This window comes from Sphingobacterium spiritivorum (assembly GCF_016725325.1).
GTDB lineage: Bacteria > Bacteroidota > Bacteroidia > Sphingobacteriales > Sphingobacteriaceae > Sphingobacterium.
Map to the genome: position 1 here is coordinate 3,218,520 of NZ_CP068083.1, position 17,089 is coordinate 3,235,608.

Here is a 17,089-nt window from a genome sequence, read left to right on the forward strand (position 1 = left end):
ATTAACCCTACCTTTTAAAATTACCAAAAGGGACTATGATCTGCAGATTTTTTATACAATATTCTTAAGGTAGCCTGCAAGATCTGTCTCTGCATTCAGATTAAACTTTTGTTTGAGACGATATTTGGTCATACGTACGCTTTTGGGTTCTACATTGAGCAGATGGGCAATTTGCTTGGTCTCCATACCGAGATAAAAATAAGCGCAATACTTTAAATCAAGGTTTGTCAGTTTCTGCCGGGCACTGTCATTGAGATTCTTAAAGAAATCGGGATGTAGCTCCTGTATACGGAACCGGGCTTTCTCAAACTCGTTGTCCATACGATACTCTTCTTTTACTACCTGCCGGATATTAATGTTTTTATCGGATAATTTGCTTTCCAGCTGTTGAAGAACTTCGTTTTTATGCTGCAAATGGAGTTGGTTTGCGAGCACTTCACGCTGTAGTTGTTCTTGTTTCAGTGTAAGCAGCTCCTGTTCAGCTTTTAGCCTGGCTTTCTCTTCTTGTTCCAGTTTATACTGAATTTCTGCTTCATGTTTTTCAGTGGTCAGTTTTTTCTCACTTTCTAAGGAAAGACGTAGCTTAAAATGATATGACCGAAACATGAAGAATGCACCAGCCAGACCGATAATTCCTAATCCTATATACAGGAGTTTTTCACGCTTCAGGCTGGCCGCCTTTTCTGTCAGAGCTTGAAATTCAGCTTCCCTTTTTTGAGTCTGATACTGTGCTTCCAGTTTTTTTGCGGTGGCAGCCTGGTTTTCATTATACAACAGGCTGTTGTATTCTGTAGTTTTGGTCTGGTATTCATATGCTTTCTGAAAATTTCGCTGATTCGCATACAATTTTGCCAGATCACTTACAATACTCAGCAGTGTATAATAATAAATGGGGTTTTGAGTCATGGCTACGGCTTCAGCCTTAAGTAAGTACTGTTCAGACAGCAGAATATTATTATCCTTCATGGCCAGGTTGCTCAAAATACCAAGTGCACCCGTCTGAACGGGTTGACTGTTGGATATATTTCGTGTAAGACGTAGTATTTCATTTGAGACACTTTCAATTTCCTTTCGTACTGCGGGTTTGATTACCGGATACATCAAATTATAATTTGCCAGATTCAGTAAAGATAACGCATAGGTGTATTCTGAAATATGTCCCGGAAAACGGTGGTACAGTGCTACGGCCTTTTGACACATCTCCACCACAGCATCCAGATCTTTGATATTCCCGGTTTTCTCATATTTATATGCATAGCATACCGCTAATGCAGAGTATGCAGAGCTCAGCATATTTTTATTTCCGGATATTTCAGAAAACGTTATTGCTTTTTTAGCATACAGAGTTGCATTTTCAGCATCATTCCATTCCGAATAGATGCCATAAAGGATATAGTTGAGTTTCGCTTTTAGCAACACTTCATCAGGTTGTTTTTCTAGTTCCGGTAAGATGGTCTGAGCCAGTTTTATGGCATTCTCATATTCTCCTAAAGTGTTGTAATAATATATACGGAGATAACTGGCATACCATTGCGCGATTTTATTAGCGGCTTTTTTTGCGGCTTTGTCTGTTGCTTCCAGATTTGTCTGAAACGTATCGTATTCCGATTTATTGAGTATGATTACCCCTCTCTGAACCAGCGCTTTCACTTGTTCTGTGTAATTGTCCACATTTTTAGCTAACAGAAGTTGCTGCTGGAGCGTTGTTTCTGCTAAGGAATACTTGTCGTTTATCCGATACAGTTCCGTAAGCTCGTTGTAAATTCTGAATTTTTCGGTAGCAGAAACAGCTCTGTTTTTCAGCCTGTTCTGTAAGCTGTCTATAAGCGAATTTTGTGCATCACAGTATGTAGCAATACAAAACAGTATTATAAATAGAAAACAGGAGTTGATTTTCATGACGTTAAAGTACAAAAATTGTAGACACACAGCAATGATTTGTCAAGGTTTTGAAATAGCCTGTTAATATATAATGTGTTGATTTTTAAATTTTTAAAAAGTTTTGTAGTCGTTTTGTAGTAGCCTGATGTTGTTGTAGTAGCTGTTTTGTAGGTATTCAAAAATAAATTTTCTGCTGAAATACCTGCAACTTTGAATCAACGAATTCTAAATACAAAATTTTAAACTTTATCAAATACATTATCATGGACAACAAAACAATCTCAATCCTGTCATACATTACGTTAATCGGATGGCTTATTGCTTATTTTTCAGGGAAAGAAAAAGCAGACGATGCTGCAAAATATCATTTGAAGCAGGGGCTCGGTTTGATTGTGTTTTCTTTTGCATTGAGTATTGCGCTTCAAATAGTAATGAGCATTACGCATATCTATGCACTAAGCTATATCAGTATTATTTCTCTTGTGCTTCTTATTATCGGAGCTATCAATGCTTCGAATGGAGCTAAGAAGCCACTTCCGTTAATAGGTGGATTTTTTGAAAATAAATTCGCTTTTATCGGATAGGTTCTCTTCTGATCAGAGAAATTTCGCTTTTCATTTGGGGAAAGTTTTATTAAAAGGGTGTTTTAGCAGTGTTGTGATTGACTTAAACAGCCAAACTATTATCTGTTGACAGGAACTGTTTTCAAACAAGGAATCAGTTCCTTTTTCGGATACTTCAAATTTTTACAAACAGAATAATGCAGGCATACAAATATCTTACACCGGACGGTAATGGTTATAAACTGAAAAGTTTTATTTCTTTTTTTCATGTCATCATTGTGGTCTGGTGGCTTATCGGGTTAGTAATAGTAGTCTATAGCGACCATTTAAAAACAGGTCTTAGCATTATTGCTTTTACCTCGCTACTGTTGGTTTTGGTGGTTTTAAGAAATTCCAAAACCAGAATATTTCCTGATGATAAAAATTTCAGAATTGATACAGGAGTAAGGGGACAAGCTCCTTTGCAGTATAGTTTTTCGGAAATTGAAAGGTTAGAAATACAGGTTATCAAATGGATTTTCGGAATACCCATCCATGTTACTTTGTATGTGAAATTTAAATCTGCTGATAAAACAAAACGTTTTGAGCTGGCTTCGTCTTTCAGTAAGAAAAACATACAACAGTTGTACAACGAACTGGAAGAAGTCTTAAATCAATAATATAAAAAGGGGATCAATGAAAAGAATATACTATGTAATATATGTCCTGTTTCTGTGTTTAATTTCCTGCGGGCTGGGAGGGAAAAGTTACCCTGAAACAGTGTTTGAAAAAGTAAAACTGAACAGTAATAAAATCCCTAACGGATTTAAACAGCATTTTAAGGAGATTCGGGGACAACTGAAAGTAGGAAACCTGGTTATTGTTACTCCTCAAAATGAAGTGAAAAAGGTGAATGCTACGGAGTATGTGCAAAACCGATATATAAATATGTTTGATAATGATATCCGTGACCTGAAAGATCTTAAATCCAATGAGGAAACAGCGCCTATACTGAAAGCGGCTTTGGATATGTTTCAGTACGCAGATGATATTTATAAAAATGATTTCCCCCGAATTGCCAAAATGATTGATGAGGGCAGACCAGCAGCTGAAATTGATGCAGCTATTGCAGAACTGGAAGAAGAAAAAAGTGCTTTGATGGATGAAAAATATAATAGCGTACATGATATGATTATGCCTTATGCAGACAGGCACGGAGTGCAATATAAGATGTTGAAGACACCGGGCTTTGGTAAATCTTCTGATCACTAAGCCACAAAGGAAACACTTTATCAAATGTAGGTTAACATCATACTCTTGAAAAACAGGAAATAAACAAATGAAAAAATTTACAAGAAGCGGAAGCGAATACAAACTAAATCCGCAATGGGGGCTGTATATTCCTTTGGTTGGAACCTTTTTATTGTTCACTATTGCGGGTTTTACAGCAATGCCTGAATCTTCGTTTAAGTGGTGGATGACAGGAACAACAGTGTTGTTAATGCTTTCTATTTTAAACAGTTTCCTGATCATCAATGTAGATAAAAGAGAAATCCGTACCAAAACGGGACTGATAAAAGCTTCTAAAACGATTCCTTTTGCAGATTTAACTGGTTTCACCATTCATAAAACATTACAGCTTGGTTTTATTACTACGAATGTGGGACTTGTCGCCAATTATTGTGATAAAGAGGGAAAGACGAAAGAGGTACAGTTGGCACAAAGCTTTTTTACCAGACCTATACAACATATACTAAACGAAATAGACGAAATAATAAGTGATGAACATCAAAGATAAACTCAGATTTGAGAATGCATCTGACGGAATCTCTCTACAGCCTAACCGAAAAATTATATCCTCGCTGTTATGCTATGCTGTAGCAGTCCTAATAGCTGTTGTCGTACTGAATTTGTTTGCTCAGCAACTTGGCGAAGGTGGTATGATCTTATGTTTAGCTATAATCATCTATTTTATACTTCATGGATTATACGATATACTTTTTCGCTTAAATGTGCGGTACATTTTTGACCGGTACAATCGGATTATCTATCGGGAGAATCATCCTTTTGGGCGACGAAAGCTGATGATGTTTGATGAAGCTGTGATTTTTATTAATGCAGATTCAGGCAACTGGCATTATAGTCTGGGTGTAAAGAAGCAGCAGTTTTTAAAGAATTATAAGATCAGCCCCAATTACAGTAACGGAAAGATTTCGGAAAAGCAGGTCATGGAATTTGAAGAAGAAATATTAGATCCTTTATTACTATTACTGGAATCCTAGAAAATGCGAATGTGTTAGAGAAGTCTTTAATATAACAGAAAAGCTCAGCTGTATGATTGAGCTTTTATTATTTAATCTCCTGCTGTAAAAAAACAAAGCCTGGAAATAGCTGATTTGACAGAAGAGTTATCATTAAAAAAGCAATTTAAAGAACGAAAATAGGAGTGCTTTACATTACATATTGCATCTTTCCAAATAAAAAGCTAACCACGAACCATTTTATCAACAACCTGTGAATTTTTGATAAGCTTTGCAATAGTTTCACTTTTTTTGACGTCTTATCTTAAAATGTAATACCTGATTCAGATTCATCAAATTACCATCTCATGAAAAATTTAGTAAAAACCAGTATACTGTCCTTCCTTATAGTAGTACACATCTTAATTCTTCCTATTAGCAAGGCTCAAAAAATTACTCATTATGAAGGTACAATCTCTATCGATTCATTGAAAATTATCAATGCAGCATTTAATATGGATTATCAAAATGCAGATAAGAATGAGCTTGACTTCTATATCAATAAGAATGCAGATATTAAACAGCTCCGGTTCGGGAATAAATCTGTAGACTATAAAATTGATGGTGTTGACGAGGATCTCAAAAAAATAAGCATTAAAAATACATTTCCAGAAAAGTTTGTGTTGAATATCGTATATACCTATCCTCTGGAAAAGATTGAGAGTAAGATATTTGCTTATAATCCCGAATGGATTGAGTTAAGCCTTTATACTGGTTGGTTTCCTGTAAATATTGATGACAAAAACTATTCGTATAAATTACAGTTTAAAGTACCCCAAAATTATGAGATTATTGCTAATGGTGTACTTCGAAAAAGGGTGAATACACTATTATAAGCAATACGAATAACCACTTTGATATCCCTATTGTCCTTTCAGGTAAATTCCAGCGATTCAGTATCGCTAATAATAAAATAAAATTTTACGGAGTACAGCTTTCCGCTGAAAAGATAGAGGAGATACAGAAAACGTCTCTTGAGATGTACAACTTTTATGAAAGCAGATTTGGAAAAAGTGCTACAGATAAGCTGATCGTGACAGTAAATTCTTTTGCTCATGATATGTCTTATGCAAGAAGAGGATTTATCTCTTTATCATTACTGGATAATTATGGTCTTGTCGATCGAAAAGTGATGGCTCATGAAATCGCACACCTGTGGTGGCAAAATGCAAAGACAGGGGTGTGGGAAGACTGGCTGAATGAATCTTTTGCTGAATTTTCCACTTTGAAATGGATGGAGAAAACGCTCCCGGATGAAATGTTTCATAAACAACTCAAAAGATATGAAGAGGCGTATAAAAAAACTGTAAAAATCTCAAAAACGAAAACAGGAGATAGTGACTGGTACTCGATTGCTTATTTCAAAGGGCCTTTTATGTTATATCAGCTGGAAAAAAGTATAGGAGAGGAAAAAATGCTGCAATTTTTGAAAAAGGTCTACAAAAACAAGATCTCCACCACAGAAAAATTAATAGCGTTGTTAAAAAACTATGCTGATGATAAGTCTGTAAAAATATTAGAAAATGAAATCTATTAAATACCATAGCTGAAACGGTTGTTTCAATATCACGGATCTCGAAATGATAAGGTATGACCAGATAAAACCACCGGATGTAGCAGCATAATTGAGGGGAAATTACTAATTACATGGGTTTTATAATCCATAAGATTGATCTCATGAATTAAGTGCTTTAAAGACTTGCTATCAATCTATCTTCAACAAAAACAAATGGCAACAGGCTTTTAATTCCGTTAACTTTCAAGACTTCCCCATTAAGACAATAAAACAATACCTGAATAGGTCTGTTCTGTTTCATTTCAAATTCGGCCATTACCTGTAAACAGGCTCCGCAAGAAGTTATTGGTTTGGTAATTTCAAAAGCATTTGTTTGAGCAGTAATAGCCATACTCTCTATTACTCCATCCGGATGCATCACTCCAATTGCAAAAAGCGCAACCCGTTCGGCACATAACCCTGAAGGATAAGCTACATTTTCCTGATTACTGCCTAAAAAAGTCTCACCTGATTCAAGCCGAATGGCTGTACCTACTCTAAATTTGGAATAAGGAGAGTAAGAACTTTCCAGTGCCTTCTCGGCCATATCACATAAATTTTTGTCTGTCTCGCTTAACTCTTCAATATTGGTATAATGCTCGTAAGTTATATTTAAATCGATCGATCTCATCTTAATGTCTTTACTAAAATAAACCCCCGATAATTTTAATATCGGGCAAACAAATTAGGGTAATTTATTGGATTATTAAAATAAATATGATGTTGTACCCGATTTCGGCTGCCTGGCTATTGAAATATATAAATGTGTAGGTAAGCTGATGAAATCCGATCTAATGAGTGTTTGGGTTTTGTAAACACTTAAATGTGAGTTTTATATCTGTATAATTGTTATATTTATTCAGATTAAGCTGCCGGTAAAAATAGCGAAACAGATGGAAAATAAAGATCGGGTAATCAATAGGGTTGGGTGGGTAACACAAATGAAATCTACACCGCCTTTAACAGAAGAATATATCCAAAGACAATACCGTTTCTTTGAGAACCAGATCAGGTTTCTTCAGGACAATGGTTTTACCACACGCATTATTTTGGAAGCGGATCAAAGCGCTTCCGATGATTCACAAATAACTGTTGGCGATCTCACTCCCTTAGGACTGAAATTTTACTTGTTTGGCATCAGACCGTGGACTGCACGTTATGATAGAAATAAAGACAAGGATAAAGCTGTTGATGATCTGAGCTTTATCAATAAAAAACTAACGGATTTTGTAAAACTAAATGGTGTTAGATAGGGGACGAGGGTAAATAGAATGAAAGAAAATAGTAATGATAATTTCAGTTCTGTGGTTGCCGAATTCGGAAACCTGATCAGCGATTTTGGTTTCTCTTGTCCTAAGAAGCTTTGGTATCCTAATCTTGTTTCATTGAGTAAAAATATAGAGGATATTTATTACTGTTATGTTATAGCCCGTGCATATAAAAACGACGGTTCTTTAGAAACGACATTATGGGTAGGCCCGATAAACAGACCGGACGATGGTTTAGAGAACCTGTCCGCAAATATCAAAATGCAGATCGGTTACACTCAGGTATTAGATCCGCTTTTTTTTCAAAATTGTGAATCTAAAATTATCACGCTTATTGAAAGCGGCATTTTGAAAACTCTTTTAACAGCTTCCAAAAATGAGCTAAATCATCCTTCAATAAAGAACCGTCGATATGAAGTTTATACGCAGTATTTTCTTCCTTTCTTTTTAAAAATTATACAGGCTGCAGGTAACGATAAAAGCATAATGAAGGATAAGAAGAAATGTCAGGTTTTGATCGAAAATGCATTTACCATTCTTCCATCAGATGAAAAAATATTTTTCGATCAACTGGGACTTAAAGCAACACAGGATAAGATTTGGGAGCTGTGTTATATTTATTCCCTTTAAATCCGTCCAACTGCTAATGCTTTGGCAGAGTCATTTTATAAAAAGTTGTCAGAAGACAGAATTGGGAGCTTAGGGAATATTAATTTCTTGATTCGATGCAATCCGGTAAACTTTCTGTTCGAATCCAGATGGCACAAAAAAAGCCTCACATTTCTGTGAAGCTTATTTCTGTGATCCCGCTGGGATTCGAACCCAGGACCCATACATTAAAAGTGTATTGCTCTACCAGCTGAGCTACGGAATCCTTTCTTTTTGTGAAACTAATTCCGTTTCTGAAAGTGATGCAAAGGTAGGAATATAAATTATATATGCAAAGAAAACCGTTGTTAAAACATAAAAAAAAGTAAAACGTATTCATTTATAGCGATTTATTTTTTTAAATAAAATTGCGCTGATGATAGTGCTATGCTATATTTCCCTTTTCTTTCCAGAATTAAACCCTTATTTTGTACAATATAAGTTGAACATAGCATGAAAATACTAATTGTGGAAGACGAACTCGAATTGCAGAGGAGTGTTCAGGAATTTTTGGAGGCAGAGCAATATGTCGTAGAAGTAGCTTCGGATTATTCTTCGGCTTCGTCAAAGATCAATCTGTATACCTATGATTGTATACTGTTGGATATAAATCTGCCGGGAGGCAACGGACTTGCGCTGCTGGATGAGTTGAGAGAGAAAGAGCAGCAACATACAATTATTATTTCGGCAAGAGATTCTATAGATGATAAGATAAAAGGACTGGATCTAGGTGCGGACGATTATCTGACCAAGCCTTTTCATCTTTCCGAACTGAATGCCCGTATCAAAGCCGTACTGCGACGTAAGCAGCTTGCCGGCAATCCTGTTGTTCAGCTCAATAATCTGCAGATCAATTACGACACACGTAGCATCTGTGTCGATGATCAGGATCTGCATTTCAGCCGTAAGGAATTTGATGTATTTTCATTTTTTGTTCTCAATAAAAATAAGCTGGTCACGAAAACCGCATTAGCCGAGCATGTATGGGGAGACGATTCGGATATGGCCGATAATCTTGATTTTATCTATTCACAGATTAAAAATATTCGTAAAAAGTTGAAAGAGCATCATGCAAAGCTGGAGATACAGGCAATCTACGGTATAGGATATAAAATGAGCGTGTAAGATGAGACTACTGAACCGAACCATGTTGTATCTTTCCGGAGCATTGCTGCTGATCCTGAGTGTATGGGCGGTGATCTTCTATCTGGATATGATGGATCAAGTATACGACAGCCTTGACGATGGCCTGGAAAATCATAAGATGCTTATTATACATAAGGCATACGAGGATGAAATGGTGTACCAGAAGAGGGATTTTGGGGAAAGCAATTACAGATTGATTCCTGTTCCTGAAGATATCGCCATCAGCGGCCTGGAAACCTATTCTGATACGTCGATGTATATGGTTAATGAAGAGGATTTTGAAATCGTTCGTATGTTGACAACCTATTTTCAGGATAACGATGGCAAATATTACAAGTTGCAGGTTATCTCTTCCATGGTGGAGGAAGATGATCTGATCAGCAGTTTACTGTACTCGCTTCTCACGCTATTTGTTGTCGTTATGATATCCATTTTTATTATCAATAAGTTGATATTGAGTAAAATATGGAAACCATTCTATCAGCTGGGGTATCAGTTGAAAAAATTTGAACTGGGAAAGAGAAATACCTTTATCGCCCCCAAAACCTCTGTGCTCGAATTTAAAGAGCTGAACAATACAATCACTCAGCTGCTGGATGATAATACCGCAGTCTATGAGCGGCAAAAGGACTTTGTAGAAAATGCTGCACATGAATTGCAGACACCGCTGGCCATATCGCAATCAAAAGTAGAAATGTTATTGCCTCATTTTGAGAAAGATGAAGAAGTATTAAATCAGCTGGCAGAGGTACTGAATCAGCTGGACCGGATGAAAAGATTGAACAAATCGCTGTTACTGCTGACCAAAATTGATAACCGCCAGTTTTTAAATCAGGAACCAACAGACTTTAATGTTCTCTGGAAAAAGCAAATAGAGGCCTTCAGAGAGCTTTTGGAACATAAAAGTATACATATAGACCTGTCGGAAGAAGAGGAGCTTATACATGATTTTAATCCGGATCTCGCGCAGATGCTTATTTCTAATCTGCTGCGCAATGCACATATTCATAATTATGAGGGAGGGCGTATTGTTGTGCATATCCGGAAGAATGGATTTTCTATAGCCAATACCGGTAAAGAAAAGGCACTTAATGCGCAGCATATCTTTGACCGTTTTTATAAGGACGTGGAAAATCAGCAATCAACCGGCCTTGGACTGGCAATTGTCAAGTCTATAGTGGATACGACAAATGGGAAAATTGACTATGCATATACGGATCACATGCATAGCTTTACGGTACATTTTGGCTAATTAATCATTTCTGAGGTACTCTTCATCTTCTGCGCTCAGTGATCTGGCAGCAGGAGGGAGTGTTTCTCCGGCTTCACCTGTAATACTGTAGACAGAAGGGTGCTGATCTTTTTTCTTTCCCGATCGGGCAAGGATTAACCCCACAATAATACCCAACAGAAAGAAAATAGCCAGAATAGCCAGTTTGGAGACACTATGGTCACCGAAAATCCAAAAGTTGACCGATTCCGTGTTTTTCATCAGCACAATAGTGAGCAGAATGGTCAGTATTAATAAGAATATGGTCTTGATACGCATATAATGATGGATTACCTGAAACCGAAAGTAATAAAAAAAGGAGATAACTTGCGTTATCTCCTTTATATTTTGTGTTGAATAACAGTTATTATTCAGCTACTACTTCGAAAGGAACCTGAACTTTAACTTCTTTGTGAAGGTTCAAGTTAGCGATATATTCACCAACTAATTTTGGTTCAGTTTCGAAAGTAATGCGGCGACGATCTACGTCAAAACCTTGCGCTTTCAAAGCATCAGCAATCTGGATGCTGTTTACTTTACCGAAGATTTTTCCTGATTCACCAGCTTTAGCACCGATTGTCAACTTGATAGCTTCTAATTTAGTCGCTAATTCTGTCGCATCTTTTTTAATTTTCTCTTGTTTGAATTGCGCTTGTTTGATGTTTTCAGCTAATACTTTCTTTGCAGAAGATGTAGCCAATACAGCGAAACCTTGAGGAATTAAGTAGTTACGACCGTAACCCGGCTTTACTACGACAACATCGTCTTTTTCGCCAAGGTGTTTGATATCATGTTTTAAGATAATTTCCATGTCGTATTCTCCTTATTTTAATGAGTCAGTAACGTAAGGTAATAAACCGATGTGACGAGCACGTTTAACGGCCTGAGCAACTTTACGTTGGAATTTCAATGAAGTACCAGTAAGACGACGAGGTAAAATTTTACCTTGGTCATTCACAAATTTCAAAAGGAAGTTTGCGTCTTTGTAGTCAATGTATTTGATACCGTTCTTTTTGAAACGGCAATATTTTTTACGGTTGTCCTCTACTTTAGGAGCAGTTACGTATTGGATGTTTTCGTTTGCCATTAGTTTGCTACCTCCTCAGTTTTAGTTTCCGCTTTCTTGTTGAATGCTCCGCTACGTTTTTTCTCGCTGTATGCAATAGCATGTTTGTCTAATGCAATCGTTAAGAAACGCATTACGCGCTCATCACGTCTCAATTCAATCTCAATTTTTCTGATTAATTCACCTGGAGCCTTGAATTCAGTTAAGTGATAAAATCCAGTTGTTTTTTTCTGGATAGGATACGCTAATTTTTTCAAACCCCAATTGTCTTCAGCGACAATCTCGGCTCCGCCTTCTGTTAAGATGTTTTTGAATTTTGCGATTACTTCTTTCGCAACATCATCAGAAAGCAACGGGGTAAGAATGATTACAGATTCGTACTGTTGCATTTTGTTAAATATTTTTGTTAATTTAAAATCTCCGCACTTACGGAAGTGCAAAGGTATAAAATTACTTTTATTTATAAAAGAGAAATTTAGAATAAGTGACCTATTGTCAAAATCAGGGTACAAAGTATTCCTTCATCTAAATATTTAATAACTTTACTTCCTATGAAAACAATCCAAAATTACTTTCTAAGCCTTTTTCTAGTCTTTTTTATCAGCGTGGTTCCCTCTGCAGTTCAGGCACAAAAAGATCCGCTGGATGACAGGGTATTGCGAATATTAGCTATCGGTAATAGTTTTTCAGAAGATGGCATTGAAAATTACCTTTACGAACTGGCAAAGACTAGCGGTAAAACCATGGTCATCGGCAATCTCTATATAGGAGGGGCGCCTTTATCTCTGCATGTACGCAATGTAAATGAAGATAAGGCCGCTTACAGCTATCGTAAAATAACCTCTGACGGGAATAAGACTGTTACTCCGGATGTGCGGATATCGGATGCGTTGGTTGATGAGCCCTGGGATTATATCAGTTTTCAGCAGGCCAGTCCGCTTTCCGGAAAATATGAAACATATCAGGCCGATCTTCCGGCTTTGTTTGCTTATGTAAAAGCGCATGTACGGTATCCTTCTACAAAGTATATTCTGCACCAGACATGGGCCTATCAGCAGGATTCCAAACATGATGGCTTTGCGAACTATGACAGAAGCCAGCTAAAGATGTATGAAGCTATTGCGCAGACTTCTCAGCAAGCATTCAAACTAATTCCCTTTGACTTATTAGTTCCTGCAGGTACTGCTGTACAGAATGCGCGGACAAGTTTTATAGGAGATCATTATACCAGAGACGGTTACCACCTTAATCTGGACTACGGACGTTTTACGGCAGCCTGTACCTGGTTTGAAACTCTTTTTCAGCAGGATGTCACAACGAATGTTTACAAGCCGCTAAAAGTGACGGATATTCAGGCTGAAATAGCAAAAAAAGCAGCACATGAAGCGGTTTTACATCCTTTTACAGTAACACCCCTTAAAGCCTTTCAGGTAATGGAAATGGCAAGGTAACCCTTAGTATTAATCAAAAACCAACCTATAAATAATGATAAACCTTCAAAAAATCAGGCTGCTTACTGCTGCCTTCTTATGTTTGAGCACGATGGGACTAAAGGCTCAGGAGAGAAAGCCGAATATTGTGTTTATTCTGGCCGATGACCTAGGCTACGGGGATCTCGGTGTATACGGACAGAAACAGATACAAACCCCGAATATCGATCGTTTAGCTGCGGACGGGATGAAGTTTGAACAGTTCTATGCCGGCACCTCTGTATGCGCCCCTTCACGGTCTTCATTAATGACAGGCCAGCACACCGGTCATACTTACATCCGGGGAAACCGGGAAATTGAGCCTGAAGGGCAGCAACCTCTTGCTGACTCGGTACAGACTTTTGTGCAGCTGCTTCAGAAAGCGGGGTATGCTACCGGTGCCTTTGGTAAATGGGGACTGGGTATGGTGGGCACCACCGGAGCGCCGGACCAAAAGGGATTTGATGAATTTTACGGATACAATTGTCAAAGGCAATCCCACCGCTATTTTCCTACTCATTTATGGCATAATGATCAGCGTGTGGAACTGGAAGGAAATGATTTGAAAAATAAGGTACACTATGCACCTGCATTAATTCAGGAGCAGACACTCCGGTTTATAGATGCGCACAAGGATGAGCCATTTTTCCTGTTTATTCCTACCGTACTGCCGCATGCCGAATTATCCGGAATTGACGATGAACATTATCAGAAATATGCCTCGCGGTTTGAGGAGACTCCGCATAAAGGTAATGACTATGGTCCCGGGGCAACCGTTGCGGGATATGCTTCAGTAGAAAAACCGAGAGCAACATTTGCCAGTATGGTAAGCCGCATGGATGCCTATGTAGGACAGGTATTGAAAAAACTGGATGACCTTGGACTTACGGAAAATACCATCGTCATCTTTTCCAGTGATAACGGGGCACATCGTGAGGGAGGTGCAGATCCGGTTTTCTTTAATAGTTCAGGTGGTTTGAGGGGATATAAACGGGATCTTTATGAAGGAGGTATTCGTACACCTTTTATTGTCAGATGGCCTCATAAAGTAAAACCCAACAGTACAAGTAAATTTGCCGGAGCTTTCTGGGATGTCATGCCTACTCTTTTAGATATTACAGGAGCCGGAAAAGCCCGTTATACCGATGGTGTATCTTTAGTGCCTACACTGCTGGGCAAAACAAATGCACAACAGCAGCATCCTTATTTATACTGGGAATTTCACGAAGACGGTGGCCGCCAGGCTGTGCGCGCAGGAGACTGGAAAGCTGTCAAACTACAGGTAAAGAATAAGCAAAAGACCGTCATAGAACTATATAATCTAAAGAAAGATCCTGCCGAAAAAAAGAATGTCGCCGCAGAGAATCCTGAACAGGTAAGGCAACTGGAAAACATTATGAATCAGGCACACACAGCTAATCCTTATTTTGCGTTTTAGACCGTATATAACCTATGAAAAGAAATTTATTAATTGCGCTGCTTTCAGGTGGGATTCTGATGAATCTTTCCTTCGTTATTGATCCGAAAGTCACAAAAGAAGGAGAGGAGAGGATTGTGTTTGCATCCGGAAAGGACGGATACGAAAGTTATCGTATTCCAGCTGTTATCAAGGCCGCCAATGGTGATATCTTAGCCTTCAGTGAAGGCAGAGTTGCGCATGCCGGAGACTTTGGAGATATCGATATTGTAATGAAAAGAAGTACAGACCAGGGAAAGACATGGTCTGCTCTGGACAGAGTAGTGGATTATGGGAACTTACAGGCAGGCAATCCTGCTCCGGTGCTGGATATGACGGATCCGGAGTATCCGAATGGACGTATCTTTTTGTTTTACAATACAGGGAACAATCATGAGGGGGAAATCCGTAAAGGTAACGGTGTACGGGAAGTCTGGTACATCACTTCGACAGATCAGGGAAAAACCTGGTCTGCTGCAGTGAATATAACGACTCAGGTACATCGCCCAAATGCGCCGGCATTCAATCCTGCATATACTTCCGGAGAAGACTGGAGAAGTTATGCCAATACTCCGGGACACGCCATGCAGTTTGAGTACGGAAAATACAAAGGACGCATCTTTGTATCTGCCAATCATTCTGCGGGTAATCCTCAGGCTGGTTTTAAAGACTATCAGGCGCATGGTTATTATACGGATGATCATGGCAAGACATTTCATCTGGGAGCTACTGTACCTGCTGAAGGAGGCAACGAGTCTATTGCTGCACAGATCAGTGGAGACCGGTTACTGATGAATTCCAGAAATCAGCAAGGTCAGGTGCGAAACCGGATAATAAGCATAAGTAGTGACGGAGGTTCAAGTTGGGATACCACTTATTTTGACCCCCATCTTCCGGACCCTGTCAATCAGGGAAGTGTATTGTCACTGAGAGGGACGAATTCATTGCTGGCTTTCAGTAATGCTGCCAGTAAAACGCAAAGAGATAGTCTGACAGTGCGTGTAAGTGAGGATGATGGGAAAACCTGGTTTTATAATAAGCGCATTGCAACAGCTCCTGCCGGATATAAGGGAAGTTATGCTGCATACTCCGATCTGGTACAGCTGGATGCTAAACGGATCGGTGTGCTGTATGAAAAAGATAATTATAAGAATATCGTGTTTCTGCCCGTGAAATGGCGATAAAAAATAAATAAAAATAACGACTCCCGTTATGTTTGTCAGACATAACGGGAGTTTTCAGTTCCCGGTCAGGCTTCTTCTTAGTATTTAGTGTGTGCTGATTTTTTTTGAATCCTTACCTTTATTCTTTGTACTGTCCTGATTGGCTTTTCTCGCCATTTCAAACAGAGCGGGATCAATGTGGCAATAGCCTTGTGGATTTTTGTCCAGGTAATCCTGATGATAATCTTCTGCTTTGTAAAAATTAGTCAGGGGTTTTACTTCAATCGCCAGTGGCTTTAAATAATTTTTAGATAGTGCGGCTATACATGTTTTGATGACAGGCAAATCCTTTTCATCTTTATAGTATATACCTGTTCTGTATTGTTCTCCGATATCATTACCCTGACGATTCAGACTCGTAGGATCAATGGTTTTAAAATAGAGTTCTATAAGTGTTTTGAGTGCAACTTTTTCCGGGTCATAGCGCACTTTTACAGTTTCCGCATATCCGCTTTTGGTGTGAGAAACAATATCATAAGTTGGATTTTTAGTCTTTCCGTTTGCATATCCGACTTCAGTACTTTCTACACCGTTGATTTGTTTGAAAAAATGCTCCGTTCCCCAGAAACACCCTCCTGCAAAATAAATTTCCTGTGTATTACGCCCTTCTGTCAGAGGCGTTAAATTCGTGTCTTTGCTCTTTACAAGTCCTGCACTCAGCATGAGGATTATCAAAGTGATGATGTTATATTTCATGGTATTGTGATTTAATATTAACAGATTTTTTTAGTTTGTACGCAGTGGGGACGGCAGGTAAGGAAGCATAAGGCCAAATCCGAGCAACAGCAAATCTTTAAGGATAAAAAAATCTGTTGTTGGGACTCCTTCTTTTAATTTCCACATTCCTGAAGTGGTGAATAGAAAGCTGAGGGTAAGCGCAAATGTAATAATCATACCAATAGATGCTATTTTCCTGAATCTGCTCCATTTTATACCAAGTATCAATACAAGTGCCAGTAACACTTCCGTAATACCTATTATGTTAGACACCTGTTGTATTGTAAAAATACTGTACATCCAGGAAAGTAAGGGCTGTTGTTCGACCAGTGGTCTGATCGCCTCTGCCTCAACAGCAGTAAATTTATAAATGCCTATCCAAAGCAATATAAGAAAACTTCCTGCCAGTGAAATAAAATATCCGGCTTTGTACATGACTGTTGTGCCAGTGCGGGGTGTCGAAATTAAAGATTCCATGTTTCTGATGAGTTGATGATAACTGTATGTTTTATAATCATAGTCGCTACCAGATGGAAATCCTGACACAG

The 17,089-nt window shown here is 38.3% G+C and carries 22 protein-coding genes and 1 tRNA gene; 14 read left to right on the forward strand and 9 right to left on the reverse strand.

The annotated features are described in order from the left end of the window. Nucleotides 1–51: 51 nt before the first annotated feature. Complete coding sequence (locus I6J02_RS13405) at nt 52–1,899, reverse strand: LuxR C-terminal-related transcriptional regulator (RefSeq protein WP_236581873.1); 1,848 nt, start codon at nt 1,897–1,899, stop codon at nt 52–54. Nucleotides 1,900–2,144: 245 nt separating this feature from the next. Here I6J02_RS13405 and I6J02_RS13410 point away from each other — a divergent pair, with 245 nt between their 5' ends. The 7 genes from I6J02_RS13410 to I6J02_RS21780 all read left to right on the forward strand — a co-directional run bounded on the left by I6J02_RS13410 (nt 2,145) and on the right by I6J02_RS21780 (nt 6,260). Continuing rightward, a complete protein-coding gene (locus I6J02_RS13410; RefSeq protein WP_201678388.1) occupies nt 2,145–2,465 on the forward strand; it encodes a DUF4870 domain-containing protein in 321 nt (106 codons plus the stop codon). Nucleotides 2,466–2,641: 176 nt separating this feature from the next. Continuing rightward, on the forward strand, nt 2,642–3,103 hold the full coding sequence (locus I6J02_RS13415) for a hypothetical protein (RefSeq protein WP_201678389.1): 462 nt from the start codon (nt 2,642–2,644) through the stop codon (nt 3,101–3,103). A gap of 16 nt (nt 3,104–3,119) precedes the next feature. Further along, entirely contained in the window at nt 3,120–3,695 is a 576-nt protein-coding gene (locus tag I6J02_RS13420; RefSeq protein ID WP_201678390.1) for a hypothetical protein, read from the forward strand. A 67-nt stretch (nt 3,696–3,762) separates the two neighbouring features. After that, nucleotides 3,763–4,221 carry a hypothetical protein gene (locus I6J02_RS13425; RefSeq protein WP_201678391.1) on the forward strand — a complete coding sequence of 153 codons (459 nt, stop codon included), beginning with the start codon at nt 3,763–3,765 and terminating at the stop codon, nt 4,219–4,221. Then, nucleotides 4,205–4,705 (forward strand): hypothetical protein, encoded by a 501-nt coding sequence (locus I6J02_RS13430; protein WP_201678392.1) that lies wholly within the window; start codon nt 4,205–4,207, stop codon nt 4,703–4,705. Before I6J02_RS13425 ends, I6J02_RS13430 begins: the two co-directional genes overlap by 17 nt. A 326-nt stretch (nt 4,706–5,031) precedes the next feature. After that, nucleotides 5,032–5,559, forward strand: a complete 528-nt coding sequence (locus I6J02_RS21775) for a hypothetical protein (protein ID WP_236581875.1) — start codon at nt 5,032–5,034, stop codon at nt 5,557–5,559. Nucleotides 5,560–5,702: 143 nt separating this feature from the next. After that, nucleotides 5,703–6,260, forward strand: a complete 558-nt coding sequence (locus tag I6J02_RS21780) for a M1 family aminopeptidase (protein WP_236581876.1) — start codon at nt 5,703–5,705, stop codon at nt 6,258–6,260. A gap of 154 nt (nt 6,261–6,414) precedes the next feature. Here I6J02_RS21780 and I6J02_RS13440 read toward each other — a convergent pair whose 3' ends face one another. Then, nucleotides 6,415–6,909, reverse strand: coding sequence for a cytidine deaminase (locus tag I6J02_RS13440; RefSeq protein WP_201678393.1), 495 nt, complete (start codon nt 6,907–6,909; stop codon nt 6,415–6,417). A 262-nt stretch (nt 6,910–7,171) separates the two neighbouring features. On the opposite strand from I6J02_RS13440, the gene I6J02_RS13445 reads away from it, so the two are divergent. Together I6J02_RS13445 and I6J02_RS21785 are read left to right on the forward strand one after the other, a co-directional pair. Continuing rightward, nucleotides 7,172–7,531: a cyclopropane-fatty-acyl-phospholipid synthase gene (locus I6J02_RS13445; protein WP_201678394.1), complete on the forward strand. Its 360-nt coding sequence runs from the start codon at nt 7,172–7,174 to the stop codon at nt 7,529–7,531. Between the two features lie 18 nt (nt 7,532–7,549). Then, on the forward strand, nt 7,550–8,176 hold the full coding sequence (locus I6J02_RS21785) for an Imm25 family immunity protein (RefSeq protein WP_236581877.1): 627 nt from the start codon (nt 7,550–7,552) through the stop codon (nt 8,174–8,176). Nucleotides 8,177–8,347: 171 nt separating this feature from the next. On the opposite strand, the gene I6J02_RS13455 is transcribed toward I6J02_RS21785, so the two are convergent. Beyond that, nucleotides 8,348–8,420 (reverse strand) — tRNA-Lys (locus I6J02_RS13455). A gap of 227 nt (nt 8,421–8,647) precedes the next feature. Here I6J02_RS13455 and I6J02_RS13460 point away from each other — a divergent pair. After that, complete coding sequence (locus I6J02_RS13460) at nt 8,648–9,319, forward strand: response regulator transcription factor (protein ID WP_201678395.1); 672 nt, start codon at nt 8,648–8,650, stop codon at nt 9,317–9,319. 1 nt (nt 9,320) lies between these two features. Beyond that, entirely contained in the window at nt 9,321–10,592 is a 1,272-nt protein-coding gene (locus tag I6J02_RS13465) for a sensor histidine kinase (RefSeq protein ID WP_201678396.1), read from the forward strand. Here I6J02_RS13465 and I6J02_RS13470 read toward each other — a convergent pair whose 3' ends face one another. From I6J02_RS13470 to rpsF, 4 genes are all read right to left on the reverse strand, one after another. Next, nucleotides 10,593–10,889, reverse strand: a complete 297-nt coding sequence (locus I6J02_RS13470) for a hypothetical protein (RefSeq protein ID WP_201678397.1) — start codon at nt 10,887–10,889, stop codon at nt 10,593–10,595. A gap of 88 nt (nt 10,890–10,977) precedes the next feature. Beyond that, a complete protein-coding gene (gene rplI / locus I6J02_RS13475) occupies nt 10,978–11,421 on the reverse strand; it encodes a 50S ribosomal protein L9 (protein WP_002998943.1) in 444 nt (147 codons plus the stop codon). A gap of 12 nt (nt 11,422–11,433) precedes the next feature. Then, on the reverse strand, nt 11,434–11,697 hold the full coding sequence (gene rpsR, locus I6J02_RS13480; protein ID WP_002998940.1) for a 30S ribosomal protein S18: 264 nt from the start codon (nt 11,695–11,697) through the stop codon (nt 11,434–11,436). Continuing rightward, nucleotides 11,697–12,065: a 30S ribosomal protein S6 gene (gene rpsF / locus I6J02_RS13485; RefSeq protein ID WP_003004624.1), complete on the reverse strand. Its 369-nt coding sequence runs from the start codon at nt 12,063–12,065 to the stop codon at nt 11,697–11,699. The genes rpsR and rpsF overlap by 1 nt, the downstream gene beginning before the upstream one ends. A 162-nt stretch (nt 12,066–12,227) precedes the next feature. Here rpsF and I6J02_RS13490 point away from each other — a divergent pair, with 162 nt between their 5' ends. From I6J02_RS13490 to I6J02_RS13500, 3 genes are read left to right on the forward strand one after another with little or no spacing between them, the layout of a single operon-like run. Next, nucleotides 12,228–13,127 (forward strand): DUF4886 domain-containing protein, encoded by a 900-nt coding sequence (locus tag I6J02_RS13490; RefSeq protein ID WP_201678398.1) that lies wholly within the window; start codon nt 12,228–12,230, stop codon nt 13,125–13,127. Nucleotides 13,128–13,161: 34 nt separating this feature from the next. Further along, nucleotides 13,162–14,583, forward strand: a complete 1,422-nt coding sequence (locus I6J02_RS13495; RefSeq protein WP_201678399.1) for an arylsulfatase — start codon at nt 13,162–13,164, stop codon at nt 14,581–14,583. A 14-nt stretch (nt 14,584–14,597) separates the two neighbouring features. Then, nucleotides 14,598–15,785, forward strand: a complete 1,188-nt coding sequence (locus tag I6J02_RS13500) for a sialidase family protein (protein WP_201678400.1) — start codon at nt 14,598–14,600, stop codon at nt 15,783–15,785. 84 nt (nt 15,786–15,869) lie between these two features. Here I6J02_RS13500 and msrA read toward each other — a convergent pair whose 3' ends face one another. Next, on the reverse strand, nt 15,870–16,520 hold the full coding sequence (gene msrA, locus I6J02_RS13505) for a peptide-methionine (S)-S-oxide reductase MsrA (protein ID WP_201678401.1): 651 nt from the start codon (nt 16,518–16,520) through the stop codon (nt 15,870–15,872). Between the two features lie 30 nt (nt 16,521–16,550). Then, nucleotides 16,551–17,018, reverse strand: coding sequence for a DUF417 family protein (locus I6J02_RS13510; protein ID WP_236581878.1), 468 nt, complete (start codon nt 17,016–17,018; stop codon nt 16,551–16,553). Nucleotides 17,019–17,089 lie beyond the last annotated feature (71 nt).